Here is a 14331-nt window from a genome sequence, read left to right as displayed (position 1 = left end):
CAGCGAAGCACCATCGGGAATGTCGAGTCCAATATCCTATGGACGTGCGGGCGATACTGGATTCGAATAGCAGCAGGTGGAGGGCGTCGTGAACCTGCTGCTGCACCTCGAATTCTTCATCGCCGTGGCGGAGGAACAGCACTTCGGCCGCGCCGCCGCCCGCCTGGGGATGACGCAGCCGCCGCTGAGTCAGGGCATCAAGAAGCTCGAGCGCGAACTCGGGGTGACGCTGTTCCACCGAGGCGCCAAGGGCGTCACCTTGACGGCGGGCGGGCAGGCGCTGCTGCCCGACGCGATCGACCTGGTGGGACGGTCCCGCCGATTCACCGAGTCCGCGCGCCGACGCGGCCACGGGGAGCGGACACTGCGTCTCGGGGTGATGCCCAAGGTGCCGACGGCGCTGGTCGCCGACCTCGTGTCGACCGTGCGCGCCGCCACGCCGTCGGGCCTGGTCGAGGCGACGATCGCGCCCAGCTCGGACCTGATCGACCAGCTCGGATCCGGGGCCGTCGACGTCGGGATCGTCGAGCATCCCGCGCTGGTGGAGCCGCTGGTCGGCGGCGACGTCGTGTCGCTGCCGCTGACGCTGCTGGTGCCGGCGACGCATCCGGCGGCCGCGCACGATCCGTGCGAGCTGTCGCGTCTCGGCGGCCTGCGTCTCGCCGGCCCGCCGCGTTCGGACGGCCCCGCCGCCTTCGACCTGCAGGGCGACGCGTTCGCGCGCCTGGGCATCGACCTCGACGTCGTCCACGCCACCGACGACCGGTGGGCCCTCGCGTCCGTCGCGGCCGGGCAGGCGTTCGCGCTCACCGCGGACCCGGTGCTGTCCGCCCCGGGCGTCCGGCGGCTGCGCCCGGACGACCGATCGCTGCGGCTGCGGCTGCGGTGCGTCCGATCGGCGTCCGGCGACGTCGCCGACGAGGTGCTCGACGCCCTCGCCGCGTGCATCGCGCGGTTCGCCGAGACGAACGGGGACGCGCGATGACGGCCGGGCTCCCCGAGATGTTCACCGACGCGGGCGTGCGGGGCTGGGTGCACGCGGTCCCCGTCGGGCCGGTGGGCATCGAGACCGGGCTGGACGCGGACGCGCCGGTCGTCATGGCCTCGGTGTACAAGCTGCCGGTCATGGTGACGTTCTGTCGGCTGGTCGACGCCGGTGACCTGGACCCGCGGGAGCCGGTGACGCTCGACCCCGCCGACCGTACGCCCGGCCCCACCGGCGTCTCGCAGTTCCTCGACAGCGTCCGGATGTCGCTGCGGGACGCGGTGCGGTCGATGATGGCGGTCTCGGACAACGCGGCCGCCGACGAGGTGTTGCGCCGCGTCGGCGTGGACCGGGTGAACGAGACGATGCGCACGCTCGGCCTGCGGTCGACGCGCGTCCTCGGCGGCACCGCCGAAGCCCTGCAGGCGCTGGTGAGTGACACCGAAACGGATTCGCCGGCAGAGGCGTTGGCGCGCATCGGCGACAACGACAGCATCGTGCGGCCCACCGGCTACGACCCGGTGCTGTCCAGTGCCACCACCGCGCGGGACATGACGACCCTGCTGTCCGCGGTGTGGTCCGGCACCGCGGCATCGCGCGAACAGACGGACTTCATGCGCGCGGTGACGTCGAGCCAGATCTTCACGGCGCGGCTGCGTTCCGGCTTCCCATACTCGGACGTCACAGTGGCCGGCAAGACCGGAACGCTCGGCGCCGTTCGTAACGAGGTGGGCGTCATCGAGTTCCCGGACGGCGACGCCTTCGCGGTCGCGGTGTTCACCCGCGCCGCTCGCGCGGATCCGCTGCTGCCCAGGGCCGACGCCGCGATCGGCGCGGCCGCGCGGGCCGCCGTCGCGGAACTGCGCAGGCTCGGATAGCCGGGTCGACCGCCGGCCGTGCCTACAGGGCCTAGCACTCGAGCCGCCGCAACGCGGAGCGGGCCGCGTTGTAGCCGCCCATTCCGTGCACGCCCCCGCCGGGCGGTGTCGAGGCGGAACAGATGTAGACGCCGGGGATCCCGGTGGAGTAGGGGTCGAGTGCGATCCGCGGCCGGGCCAGCATCTGCACGGGGTCGTTGGCGCCGGACGCGATGTCGCCGCCCACGTAGTTCGGGTTGTAGACGGGCATTTCGACCGCCGAGCGGCTGAACGTGCCGACGATGCGCTCGCGGGTTCGCGGCGCGAAGCGTTCGATCTGCCGCAGGATCGCCTCGGTTGCGTCACCGGTGTACCCGTGTGGCACATGGGCGTACGCCCACACCGGGTGCACGTTGCCGGCCGAGCGGGACGGGTCGGCCAGGTACTGCTGACCGATCAGCACGAAGGGGCGCTCCGGCATCCGGCCGCGGTGCAGGGCCCGTTCGGTGGCGACGATCTCGTCGAGCGTGCCGCCCAGGTGGACCGTTCCGGCCCGGCGGCACGCGTCGTCCCGCCACGGGATGCCGCCCTCGACCGCCAGATCGAGCTTGAACGCGGCCGGCCCGTACCGGTACCGGCTGTAGGCGCGGGCCACCCTGGCCGGCAACCGGTTTCCGGCCAGGTCGGCCACACCCGTCGGCGACAGGTCGAGCATCGTGACGTCGGCGCGCGGTAGTTCCCCGAGGGATCGGACGCGCCGGCCGGTCTCGATGCGGCCCCCGTGGGCCCGCAGCAACGACGCGAGCGCGTCGGCGATCGACCGCGAGCCGCCACGCGCGACGGGCCACCCGTATCGGTGCCCGGCCGCGAGCATGAGCAGCCCCGCCGCCGACGTCGTCGGCCTGGTCAGCGGGTAGAAGGCGTGTGCCGCGACGCCGCCGAACAGTGCCCGGGCCTGCTCGGTCCGCCAGCGTCGCGCGGTGAGTGTCGCCGGAGTCAGCGCGCTGATCCCGAAGCGCACCAACGAGATCGGGTGTTTCGGCACGTGTGCGATGGGGCGCAGAATCTCGCCCGCGAGGTCGTCGAAGTGCCCGGTGAGCGGCGCGAACAGTCGTCGCCACGCCGGTCCGTCGGGGCCGAGTCGATCCGTCGTCTGCGCGAGCGACCGGGTGAACATGCCCGCGACGGCGTCGTCGAGCGGGTGCGCGAGATCGACTTCCGGGTGGCACCACTCGAGCCCGTGGGACGTCAGATCCAGGGATCGGAAGAACGGCGACGCCACGCCCATCGGATGCACGGCGGAACAGTCGTCGTGCAGCAGTCCCGGCACGATCCGCTCGGTGGTCCGGGTGCCGCCGCCGATGGTGTCGGCGGCCTCGTAGACGGTGACCGAGACACCGCGAAGCGCGAGGGTCACCGCGGCAGCCAGCCCGTTGGGGCCGGCGCCGACGACGATGGCATCGGTCACGAGGTACCCCTCCGGTGCAGCCATCCGGACGCCGAGGGCGCGAACAGCAGTGCCGTGCCGACGACGACCAGGGCGGCCTGCAGCAGCGGGCCCCAGGTGAGGAGCCCGACCGCGATGTTCCCGGCGTCGGACAGGAGGTTCCAGGCGGTCACGGATGCGACGACGGTCAGTGCGCCGACGACGGCGAGCCACATCCGGGCGCGTGCGCGCCCGGGGCGCAGGCGCGCGATCGCGAACAGCGCGGCCAGTACGAGCAGCATCCCGACGCCCCCGACGCCGAGCATGCTGAGTGCCGCCGCCTGGTCCACCGCGGTGGGATCGGCCGTCGGGTTGCGGGTTGACATGCCCGCGGCGAGAGCGTCGGCCACGGCCTGGTAGTCGAAGGTGAGGACCGCGGCCAGCGCGGCGAAGACGGCGAACGATGCCGCCCACGCCGTGAGCGCCGCGGTCAGGGTCCGCGGCACGGGACCGGGGCCCGGCGTGGTCACGTGCAGGGGAGCGACGACGACGTCGGGTCGCGGCGGTCGGGGACGGTGCGGTGCCCCCGGACCCGGTGACTCGTGTTCGCCGACGGTGTCCACGTCGAAATCGTATCGACTGGGCGGCCGTCGCCGTGAGTTTCGGGAGTTCGGCGACCCGGGAACAATCTCGCATTCCCACCCGTTGAGCCTTTCGAGAACCTGAGTGGGTTCGACTCAAGTTTGGAATTGACACCGATCGAGGTGGGATGCAAACTTGAGCCCGATACGCTCACCTGAGGTTCATCAGCTCAGCGTATGGAAGCGAAACTGCAGCTCACGAAGCTGCAAAGAGGGAAGTGAGGGATCACTATGGCTCGTGCGGTCGGAATCGACCTCGGGACCACCAACTCGGTCGTGTCTGTGCTCGAAGGCGGCGAAGCTGTGGTGGTCGCCAACTCCGAGGGCTCGCGCACCACCCCGTCCGTCGTGGCCTTCGCCAAGAACGGTGAAGTGCTCGTCGGTCAGCCCGCCAAGAACCAGGCGGTCACCAACGTCGACCGCACCATCCGCTCGGTCAAGCGCCACATCGGCACCGACTGGACCGTCGGCATCGACGACAAGAAGTACACGCCGCAGGAGATCAGCGCCCGCACGCTGATGAAGCTCAAGCGTGACGCCGAGGCGTACCTCGGTGAGGAGATCACCGACGCCGTCATCACCGTCCCCGCGTACTTCGAGGACTCGCAGCGTCAGGCCACCAAGGAGGCCGGCCAGATCGCGGGTCTGAACGTCCTGCGCATCGTCAACGAGCCCACCGCGGCCGCGCTCGCGTACGGCCTGGACAAGGGCGAGAAGGAACAGACCATCCTGGTCTTCGACCTCGGTGGCGGCACCTTCGACGTGTCCCTGCTCGAGATCGGCGACGGTGTCGTCGAGGTCCGTGCGACCTCCGGTGACAACCACCTCGGTGGCGACGACTGGGACGAGCGCGTCGTGTCGTGGCTCGTCGACAAGTTCAAGGCGCAGAACGGCATCGACCTGACCAAGGACAAGATGGCCCTGCAGCGTCTGCGCGAGGCTGCGGAGAAGGCGAAGATCGAGCTGTCCAGCTCGCAGAGCACCTCCATCAACCTGCCCTACATCACGGTCGACGCGGACAAGAACCCGCTGTTCCTCGACGAGCAGCTGTCCCGCAGCGAGTTCCAGAAGATCACCTCGGATCTGCTGGACCGCACCCGCGCGCCGTTCCAGCAGGTCGTCAAGGACGCCGGCATCGCCGTCAAGGACATCGACCACGTCGTGCTCGTCGGTGGCTCGACCCGTATGCCCGCCGTCTCCGACCTGGTCCGCGAGCTCACCGGTGGCCGTGAGCCCAACAAGGGCGTGAACCCGGACGAGGTCGTCGCCGTCGGCGCCGCCCTGCAGGCCGGCGTCCTCAAGGGCGAGGTCAAGGACGTTCTGCTGCTCGACGTCACCCCGCTGTCCCTCGGTATCGAGACCAAGGGTGGCGTGATGACCAAGCTCATCGAGCGCAACACCACGATCCCGACCAAGCGCAGCGAGACCTTCACCACGGCGGACGACAACCAGCCGTCGGTGCAGATCCAGGTGTTCCAGGGTGAGCGCGAGATCGCGTCGCACAACAAGCTGCTCGGATCGTTCGAGCTGTCGGGCATCCCGCCGGCCCCGCGTGGCGTGCCGCAGATCGAGGTCACCTTCGACATCGACGCCAACGGCATCGTCCACGTGACGGCCAAGGACAAGGGCACCGGCAAGGAGAACACGATCAAGATCCAGGACGGCTCCGGCCTGTCCAAGGAGGAGATCGACCGGATGGTCAAGGACGCCGAGGCGCACGCCGAGGAGGACAAGGCCCGCCGCGAGGAGGCCGAGGTCCGCAACCAGGCCGACTCGCTGGTGCACCAGACCGAGAAGTTCATCAAGGACAACGAGGACAAGGTCCCGGCCGACGTCAAGGACAAGGTCGAGGCCGCGGTCACCGAGGTCAAGACGGCCCTCGCCGGCACCGATCTCGCCGCCGTGAAGTCCGCGGTCGAGAAGCTGTCGACCGAGTCGCAGGCTCTCGGCCAGGCGATCTACGACGCACAGGCCGCTGACGCTGCGGCGTCCGGGGACGGCGCCGGCCCGACCGATCCGAACGTCGTCGACGCCGAGGTGGTCGACGAGCCGACCGATCAGGACAAGAAGTGACAGCCGAGAATTCCGATCGTGATCCCGTGATCACCGACGGCAAGGTCGTCGATCCCTTCGACGCCGACGACACCGTCTCGGCCGCCTCCGAGGAGGCGGCCGAGGCCGGTGCCGCCGAGCCGGACGAGCTGACCAAGGTCACCGCCGAGCGGGACCAGTTCGAGACCGAACTGGGCTACGCGAAGGCCGAGATCGCCAACATCCGCCGCAACGCGCTGGCCCGGATCGACCGGGCCGTCGAGGACGAGCGGGTCGCGGTGGTCGGCAAGTTCCTCGACCTGGTCGACGATCTCGACCGGGCCCGCGCCCACGGGGACCTCGAGTCCGGGCCGATGAAGGCGCTGTCGGACAAGCTGTCCGGCATCCTCGACGGAGTCGGCCTCGCCGGGTTCGGCGAGGAGGGTGACGCGTTCACTCCGGATCTGCACGAGGCCGTGCAGATGGAGGGTGACGGCGACAACCCCGTCCTCGGCGCGGTGCTGCGCAAGGGTTACCGCCTCGGTGACCGGGTTCTCCGGACGGCGATGGTGACCGTCACCAACGGCGAGCCTGCGTCCGATGTGGTGGCCGAGTAGTTAAACAGGAAACGACGAAAGGAGGAGACGCCCAGTGAGCCAACGGGAGTGGATCGAGAAGGACTTCTACAAGGAGCTGGGCGTCACCTCCGGCGCCTCCGCCGACGAGATCAAGAAGGCGTATCGCAAGCTGGCGCCGCAACTGCATCCCGACGCCAACCCCGGCGACACCAATGCGGAGGAGCGTTTCAAGGCGGTCAGTGAGGCGTACGCCGTCCTCTCGAACCCCGCGAAGCGCAAGGAGTACGACGAGGCCCGCCGCTTGTTCGCGAGCGGCGGCTTCGGCCCCGGTGCCGGATACACCACCGGCGGCACAGGTTTCGGTGGCGGATTCGACATCGGTGACCTCTTCGGTGGTGGAGCCGGCGGCGACGGCGGAATCGGCGACATCTTCGGCGGCCTGTTCAATCGGGGCGGTGGACGGAGCACGGCGACGAGTTCGCGTCCGCGTCGCGGCAGCGACGTCGAGACCGAGACGACGCTCGAGTTCCGTGAGGCGGCACAGGGTGTCACCGTCCCGCTGCGACTGACCAGCCCGTCGCCGTGCACGACCTGTCACGGCAGCGGTGCCAAGCCCGGAACCAGTCCTCGGGTGTGCCCGCGCTGCAACGGAACCGGCATCGTCAGCCGCAACCAGGGGGCGTTCGGCTTCAGCGAGCCGTGCGACGACTGCCGCGGCACCGGGTCGATCATCGACGAGCCGTGCGGCGACTGCCACGGCAACGGTGTCACCAACCGCTCCCGAACGATCACGGTTCGCGTGCCGTCCGGCGTCAGCGACGGCACCAAGATCCGTCTCGCCGGACAGGGCGAGGCGGGGCTGCGCGGGGCGCCGTCCGGCGACCTGTACGTCACCGTGCACGTCCGCCCCGACAAGGTCTTCGGGCGCAACGGCGACGACCTGACTGTCGTGGTGCCGGTTAGCTACGGAGAACTCGTTCTCGGCACAACGGTGTCGGTGCCGACGCTGGACGGCCGTGTGGGCGTGAAGGTTCCGGCCGGAACGGCGGACGGACGAATTCTGAGGGTGCGAGGGCGTGGTGTGCCCAAGCGCGGCGGAGGAGCCGGCGATCTGCTCGTCACCGTGAAGGTGGCGGTGCCGCAGAAGCTCGACGATCCCGCCACGGAGGCACTCCAGGCGTACCTGGAGGCGGAGAAGGCCAGCGGATTCGATCCGCGGGCAGGATGGGCCGGAGCCTGACGGGCCCGAACCGATCGAACGGGTGAACCATCATGAGCGACAAGCCACGCAAGCAGTCGGAGGGCCCAACGGACCCCGACGCGCGGGTGTTCGTCATCTCGGTGGCCGCCGAACTGGCCGGCATGCATGCGCAGACGCTGCGTAACTACGACCGGCTCGGGCTGGTCACCCCCCACCGCACGACCGGTGGTGGACGCCGATACTCACCGCGGGACGTGGCGCTGCTGCGTGAGGTGCAGCGCCTGTCCCAGGACGAGGGCGTCAACCTCGCCGGTATCAAGCGCATCATCGAACTGACCAACCAGGTCGAGGCACTGCAGAACCGCATCGACGAACTGGCCGCCGAGATCGCCCAGATCCACGCCAGCTACCGCCGTGAGCTCGTCCCCATTCCGCGCAGCAACGCCATCGTCGTATGGAAGCCGCGCAACGAGCGCTGACCGCAGCCAACCCCATAGCCAAGCCCTGAACGGGAATTCACGGCACGCTTCGCGACCGAAAGCGTGCCGTGAATTCCCGTTCGTGGTTTTTGGGCGGCGGGAGACTACCAGGCGTGATCTTGTTTCGTCGAGTTTCCCGTCCTACGGGGGGCTCTGTTGACGTTATCTGCGTCACACCCATATGCTCCCGATCGAGCAAGTGCTTGGTGGATCGAGCATTTGTTTGGTTTGAATGTGTCCAGCAGGCGGGTAGGCCCTCGGGTTTTCCGCTTTGACCTGGGCCTTCTTGTGTTCAGATGAACCAAGCTAGTGCTTGGTTCGAGGCGTTATCGCGTGTCCTAGGAGGGCAGTCATGGGAAATCGGCGTCCAGTTGTCGTTGCAGCGGTTGCTGCAGCGTCTGTTCTGACTCTCGCGGGGTGCAGCAGTGCCGACTCCGCTGAGGCCGGCGGTGCCGATCAGCCGTACCGCGTCCTCGTCACCGGCGGCATCAGCGCGCAGGGCGTGCTCGCCGCCAATGCGCAGACGTCGATCCTGGCGACCAAGGCCGGCGTGCAGGTGCAGAACGAGGCCGGTGGCATCGGTGGCCGTCAGATCGAACTGACCGTCGTCGACGACGCCGGTGACGCCACGATTGCTGTCACCAAGGTGCGCGAGGCCATCAACAAGCAGAAGCCCGACCTGGTTCTGAACTCCGGGCCGTCGTCCGTCGGCGCCGCCGTCCTGCCGATCCTCAAGCAGAACAAGATCCTGTCGTTCAACGTCGCGCCGACGCCGGATTCGACGGACCCGTCGAAGTTCCCGCTCAACTTCGACCTCGCGCCCGGGGCCGGCGACAACGCGCGCGGCATCGTCGGCTACGCGAAGGAGAAGGGCTACAACGATATCGGCGTCATCCACGGCAGCACCGCCTACGGCGAGCTGTTCGGCAAGGAGATGACGTCGGCTCTCGAGACGGCAGGTCTGAAGCAGGCCGGCAACGAGGAGTACGAGGCCACCGCGCTCGACATGACCGCGCAGCTGCAGTCGCTCAAGAACGCCGGCGCCAAGGCGCTCGCTCTCGACGCGTACGGCGCGCCGCTGGGATACGTCCTGCAGAGCATGCAGCGCCTGGGCTGGGACGTGCCGCTGATCGGCAACACCTCGGTGTCGAGCACCAGCCTCGTCGCCAACGAGCCGCCGAACGGTGTGCTGGGCACTCCTGAGGTGAAGAACCTCGTCTCGCAGGTCTTCACGAGCACCGTCTACGACCCGAACAACGCGGCCGTGAACCAGATGGTCGACACCATGGCCTCGCTGGGCACCATCTCGTCGACGCTGATCATCGCCGACAACTACGACGCCTTCCCGCTCGTCGCCGCGGCCGCGGAGAAGGCCGGCACCACCACCGACGCCGAGAAGCTGGCCGAGGCACTCGAGACCGCAGCGGTCCAGGAGAACGCCAAGACCGCCTTCCTGTCGCGCTACAACTTCACCGCCGACAACCACGGCCCCAACCCGACGCAGGACGAGATGAAGTTCATCGCGCCCACCAAGGTCGTCAACGGCCAGTTCGGCAACCCGCAGGCATGAGGTCAGTGATCATCGTTCCCAACACGACGCGAAGGAGGTTCTCGCAGTGACGATTCTGTGGTCGGGACTCGCCCTCGGCGCTGTCTACGTACTCGTCGCGATCGGGTACAACATCGTGTTCGTCTCGTCGAACACGTTCAACTTCGCGCAGGCGCAGTTGATGATGGTGGGCACCTTCGTGGCCTACACGGGCCTGGTGACCCTGAAGCTGCCCGTGCTCGTGGTCGCCGTCATGGCGACCGTGACGGTGATGATCCTCGCGGCCGTCGAGGAGGTGGTCGCGATCAGACCGGTTGCCGACCACCAGAACCAACTCGTCACGACATTGGGCGTGGCGACGCTGCTCAACGGTGCGACGCAGCTGATCTGGGGCAGTGAGCCGCTCACGGTTCCGTTCTTCGGATCCAACGATCCGATCACCATCCTCGGTGGGCGCACGTACCCGGTCGAGATCGCGCTGCTGGTCCTGTCGATCGTGCTCGTGATCGGGCTTGGACAGCTCAGCAAGCGGACCATGACCGGTCTGGCCCTCATGGGCGTCTCCGAGGACCGTGAGGCCGCGATGCTCCGTGGCGTCAACGTGAGCCGAATCGCGATGGGCGCGTTCGCGTTCTCCGGTGCGCTCGCGGGTGTGCTGGGCTTGTTCGTCGGCCCCAAGACCTTTGCGGTCGCGACCCTCGGTGCCGCGCTGGCACTCAAGGGCTTCGTGGCCCTGGCCATCGGCGGCTTCGGTTCGCTGCCGGGTGCGCTGATCGGCGGTCTGACCGTCGGCCTGGTCGAATCGTTCACCGCGCTGTGGTTCGGAAGTCAGTACAGCAACATCGCGGTGTTCGTGGTGCTGATCGTCATCCTGATGGTCAAGCCGGCCGGATTGTTCGGCACGGTGAAAGAACGGGTGGTGTAGCCATGCAGATCTGGCGAACTCTCCGCGCGATCCCCAGTTGGATCTTCGCGCTCGTGTTCGGTGCGGTGGTGTTCTTCGCGCCGATGCTCGGCATGGACGCGACCAACACGCGTCAGCTCCAGCTCGCGTGCATCCTGGCGCTCGTCGTCAGTGGCCTGAACCTCAGCCTCGGCTATGCGGGTGAACTCGCGCTCGGCCAGGCTGCGATGTATGCGGCCGGCGCCTACACGGCCGGTCTGATGTCGCAGGCCGGGCACACCGAGATCCTGCTGCAGCTGGTTGCGGCGGGTGCGGTCGCGCTCGTGGTGGGCATTCTCACCGGCATTCCCGGTCTGCGACTGGGTAGTTGGTCGCTCGCGATGACGTCGTTCTTCCTGATCCTGTTGGTGCCCGACATCCTGGCGATCTTCGGTGGCAAGACCGGTGGCCGTAACGGCCTGTCCGGCATGGAGCCGCCGACCCTGTTCGGGCAGGACATCGACAAGGACTTCTACTACCTCGTCGTGGGTGTGACGATCCTGTGGTTCGTGGTGATGCGCAACCTCGTGGTGTCGCGCCACGGCATCGCGTTCCGCACGCTCAAGCAGTCGCCGGTGCTCGCCCAGTCCCAGGGCGTGTCGGTCTTCCGGATGAAGCTGCTCGGCTACGCGATCGGCGCCCTGCCCGCGGGCCTCGCGGGTGCGCTGTTCGCGAACACCGACCTGTTCATCGCCCCCGAGGCGTTCGGGTTCACGTTCGCGACCGCGGTGCTGGCGGCGTCGATCCTCGGCGGTTCGGCCAGCGTGTACGGCGCGGTGATCGGTGCGGCCATCATGCAGTTCGGCCCCAACCAGTCGACCGCGTTCCAGGAGTACTCGCTGCTGTTCTACGGCGGTTTCCTCATCCTCGGCGGCGTGCTGCTCTCGGGCGGCCTCACCAAGGTCTTCCGGAACCTGGCAACCCGACTCGACCGCAAGGCCGGCATCGGGGTGGCGGAGCGACCGGAACCGCGCGATCCGAACGAGGTACCCGTCGTGGCGCCCATTGCCGGCTCCACCCTCGAGGTGGACGGCATCTCGAAGGCGTTCGGCGGCAACCAGGCTCTGAAGTCGGCGACACTGCGTGCAGAGGCGGGCAAGGTCACCGCGCTGATCGGTCCCAACGGTTCCGGCAAGACGACCATGCTGAACATGATCTGCGGCTTCTACACCGCGGATGCGGGACGCATCGTCATCGGCGACACCGAGGTCCAGAAGTTCTCGTCGCACCGGGTGGCGCGTGAGGGTGTGGCCCGCACGTTCCAGACCCCGAACATCCCCGAGAACGTCACGGTGCTCGAGGCCGTTGCGTCGGGCCGGTACATGACGAACCGGGCCTCGATGCTCTCGGCGGTGTTCCGGCTGCCGAGCTTCCGCAAGGTGGCCAAGGCGGACATCGCGGAGGCCGAGCGGGTGCTCGAGCTCGTCGGCATGTCGCACCTGAAGGGCGAGGTCGCGACGTCGCTGCCGCTGGGCATGCGCCGCATGCTCGAGGTCGCGCGCGCCGTCATCGCCGAGCCGCGCGTGCTGCTGCTCGACGAGATCGCGTCCGGCATGGACGAGGACGAACTCGTGCGGCTGTCGGTGCTGATCCAGGCACTGCGCGACGCCGGCGCCACGGTCCTGTTGGTGGAGCACAACTTCCGCCTGGTGCTCTCGCTCGCCGACACCATCGTCGTGCTGGCGCAGGGACAGGTCATCGCCTCCGGTCCGCCCGAGGAGATCGAACACCACCCGCGCGTGCTCAGCGAGTACCTCGGTGTCGACCCCGACGGCGGAGCAGCGGCCGAGCTGGAGAAGGTGAAGTGATGGAACCGGTTCTGAGCGTACGGAATCTGCAGTCCGGTTACGGCGACCTGCGGGTGGTCTGGGATGTCTCGTTCGACGTCTACCCGGGCCGGGTCACCGCGTTGCTCGGGCGCAACGGTGCCGGCAAGACCAGCACGCTGCGTGCGATCTCGGGGCTGAACAAGGTCCACGGCGGCACCATCGAGATGGACGGCCAGGACATCTCCGGGGTCGCGGCGCACCAGCGGGTGCGCCGCGGGATGGCGTACGTGCAGGAGGGCAAGCGCGTCTTCCACAAGCAGACCATCGAGCAGAACCTGTTGCTCGGCGGCTACACCCGGAAGATGCGGCGCAGCGCGCTCAAGTCCGACGTCGAGCGGATCTACGAGATGTTCCCGATCCTCGGCGAGAAGCGGAACCTGTTGGCGGGCTCGATGTCCGGTGGTCAGCAGCAGATGCTGGCGATCGGCGCGGCGCTGATGTCCAACCCGACGCTGCTGCTCCTCGACGAGCCGTCCGGCGGTCTGGCCCCGGTCATCGTCAACGAGGTGATGGAGCGCGTGCAGCTGCTCAAGGAGACCGGCCTGGCCGTCCTCCTCGTCGAGCAGGCCGTCGAGGCGGCCATGAGCGTCGCCGACCACGTCACGGTCCTCGACATCGGCAAGGTCGTCATGGACTCGCCGGCGTCGGAGATCGACGACATCGCGGTTCTCAAGGACGCGTACTTCGGTCGCGTCTGACACATACCGTCGAACGGGAGTTCACGGCACGCTTCGTTCGCGAAACCGTGCCGTGAACTCCCGTTCGGTGTTTCACGGACAGGAACAGGAGAGGAACACATGAGGATCGGGCTGGACGTCTTCGGGGCGGAGCGGTTCTACGGCGGCGACCACCGCGGGGTGCTCGAACTCACGGCCGAGGCCGACCGTCGGGGTGTCGACCTGATCACGACGTCGGATCATCTCGGCTTCACACGCGAGGCGCACGCGACGCGCGTGCGCGAGAACGGCTTTCCGTTCGAACTCGAACATTCGTGGCTCGAGCCGATGTCGCTGCTGTCGGCGATTGCCGCGGTGACCGAGCGGACCGAATTGGGCGTGTACGTGCTGGTCGCCCCGCTGCGGCCGGCGCTGCTGCTCGCCAAGCAGGTCGCGACGCTGGACGTGCTGTCCCGCGGCCGCACCCGGATCGGGATGGGTGTGGGCTGGCAGCAGGCCGAGTACGAGGCGGCGGGGATCCCGTTCGAGCGTCGTTTCGGCCGGCTCGAGGAGACGATGGCTGCGTGCCGCGAACTCTGGGGTGCGCCGCCGGCGTCGTTTGCGGGAACGGGATTCGAGTTCTCGGACTTCTACAGCCTGCCGCGTCCGGTTCAGGCGCGCGTTCCGGTGGTCTTCGGTATGGCGCCGTCGAAGCGCAACTTCGACCGGATCGCGCGGGTCGGCGACGGGTGGACCGCGGCGCCCGCGGACCTGCCGCGCCTCGACGAGAGCATCGAGCTACTGCGAGGCTGTTTCGTGGAGCACGGCCGTGATCCGGAGTCGGCCGAGGTGCAGATCATGCTGCCGACGATCGCGGACGGATCCGGCGGCGTCGACCTCGGCGCGATGACCGCGTCGGCGAAGGCGGCGCAGGAGTCCGGTGTCGACACGGTGCTCGTGCGGCCGTCGGCCCTGCCGATCGGTGCCGACGATCTCGACGCGGTCCTGTCCTGGGCGGTCGAGTTGAAGGTCGGCTAGATGCGCGACGGTGGCCGTCGGCTCCGAGAGCGACGGCCACCGCCGAGGCGGCCGTCTCGGAATTCCTGCGCCAGCCCGGGCTGCTCCTCGCGTCCGAGAAAACTCGCTTCCCACTCAC

General features: G+C 68.5%; 13 protein-coding genes. 11 read left to right on the top strand and 2 right to left on the bottom strand.

Translation table 11 applies throughout. From position 1 onward, the window contains the following. The first annotated feature begins 88 nt into the window (after positions 1 to 88). Positions 89 to 985 carry a LysR family transcriptional regulator gene (locus tag ACQ5DX_RS19580; protein WP_430334145.1) on the top strand — a complete coding sequence of 299 codons (897 nt, stop codon included), beginning with the start codon at positions 89 to 91 and terminating at the stop codon, positions 983 to 985. After that, positions 982 to 1863, top strand: coding sequence for a serine hydrolase (locus ACQ5DX_RS19575; RefSeq protein ID WP_430334144.1), 882 nt, complete (start codon positions 982 to 984; stop codon positions 1861 to 1863). The genes ACQ5DX_RS19580 and ACQ5DX_RS19575 overlap by 4 nt, the downstream gene beginning before the upstream one ends. Before the next feature lie 31 nt (positions 1864 to 1894). On the opposite strand, the gene ACQ5DX_RS19570 is transcribed toward ACQ5DX_RS19575, so the two are convergent. Then, positions 1895 to 3310, bottom strand: coding sequence for a phytoene desaturase family protein (locus ACQ5DX_RS19570; RefSeq protein WP_430334143.1), 1416 nt, complete (start codon positions 3308 to 3310; stop codon positions 1895 to 1897). Beyond that, positions 3307 to 3891: a hypothetical protein gene (locus ACQ5DX_RS19565; RefSeq protein WP_430334142.1), complete on the bottom strand. Its 585-nt coding sequence runs from the start codon at positions 3889 to 3891 to the stop codon at positions 3307 to 3309. The genes ACQ5DX_RS19570 and ACQ5DX_RS19565 overlap by 4 nt, the downstream gene beginning before the upstream one ends. Positions 3892 to 4140: 249 nt before the next feature. On the opposite strand from ACQ5DX_RS19565, the gene dnaK reads away from it, so the two are divergent. From dnaK to ACQ5DX_RS19520, 9 genes are all read left to right on the top strand, one after another. Beyond that, positions 4141 to 5982 (top strand): molecular chaperone DnaK, encoded by a 1842-nt coding sequence (gene dnaK, locus ACQ5DX_RS19560; protein WP_430334141.1) that lies wholly within the window; start codon positions 4141 to 4143, stop codon positions 5980 to 5982. Beyond that, the gene (gene grpE, locus ACQ5DX_RS19555; protein ID WP_430334140.1) at positions 5979 to 6557 is read left to right on the top strand and encodes a nucleotide exchange factor GrpE; all 579 of its coding nucleotides are present in this window, start codon (positions 5979 to 5981) and stop codon (positions 6555 to 6557) included. Before dnaK ends, grpE begins: the two co-directional genes overlap by 4 nt. Positions 6558 to 6591: 34 nt before the next feature. Beyond that, complete coding sequence (gene dnaJ, locus ACQ5DX_RS19550; RefSeq protein WP_430334139.1) at positions 6592 to 7758, top strand: molecular chaperone DnaJ; 1167 nt, start codon at positions 6592 to 6594, stop codon at positions 7756 to 7758. 32 nt (positions 7759 to 7790) lie between these two features. Continuing rightward, positions 7791 to 8198, top strand: coding sequence for a heat shock protein transcriptional repressor HspR (locus ACQ5DX_RS19545; RefSeq protein ID WP_430334138.1), 408 nt, complete (start codon positions 7791 to 7793; stop codon positions 8196 to 8198). 352 nt (positions 8199 to 8550) lie between these two features. Continuing rightward, the gene (locus ACQ5DX_RS19540) at positions 8551 to 9768 is read left to right on the top strand and encodes an ABC transporter substrate-binding protein (RefSeq protein WP_430334137.1); all 1218 of its coding nucleotides are present in this window, start codon (positions 8551 to 8553) and stop codon (positions 9766 to 9768) included. A gap of 46 nt (positions 9769 to 9814) precedes the next feature. After that, positions 9815 to 10672 (top strand): branched-chain amino acid ABC transporter permease, encoded by an 858-nt coding sequence (locus ACQ5DX_RS19535; protein WP_430334136.1) that lies wholly within the window; start codon positions 9815 to 9817, stop codon positions 10670 to 10672. Between the two features lie 2 nt (positions 10673 to 10674). Beyond that, complete coding sequence (locus ACQ5DX_RS19530) at positions 10675 to 12498, top strand: ABC transporter permease subunit (protein ID WP_430334135.1); 1824 nt, start codon at positions 10675 to 10677, stop codon at positions 12496 to 12498. Continuing rightward, positions 12498 to 13217, top strand: a complete 720-nt coding sequence (locus ACQ5DX_RS19525) for an ABC transporter ATP-binding protein (RefSeq protein ID WP_430334134.1) — start codon at positions 12498 to 12500, stop codon at positions 13215 to 13217. Before ACQ5DX_RS19530 ends, ACQ5DX_RS19525 begins: the two co-directional genes overlap by 1 nt. Positions 13218 to 13316: 99 nt before the next feature. Continuing rightward, positions 13317 to 14213 (top strand): TIGR03619 family F420-dependent LLM class oxidoreductase, encoded by an 897-nt coding sequence (locus ACQ5DX_RS19520; protein WP_430334133.1) that lies wholly within the window; start codon positions 13317 to 13319, stop codon positions 14211 to 14213. Positions 14214 to 14331 lie beyond the last annotated feature (118 nt).

It is taken from the genome of Rhodococcus sp. ACT016 (assembly GCF_050477185.1).
Taxonomy (GTDB): domain Bacteria; phylum Actinomycetota; class Actinomycetes; order Mycobacteriales; family Mycobacteriaceae; genus Prescottella.
Note: the sequence above shows the minus strand (reverse complement) of the source record. Positions and strands in the feature narration are given on the sequence as shown.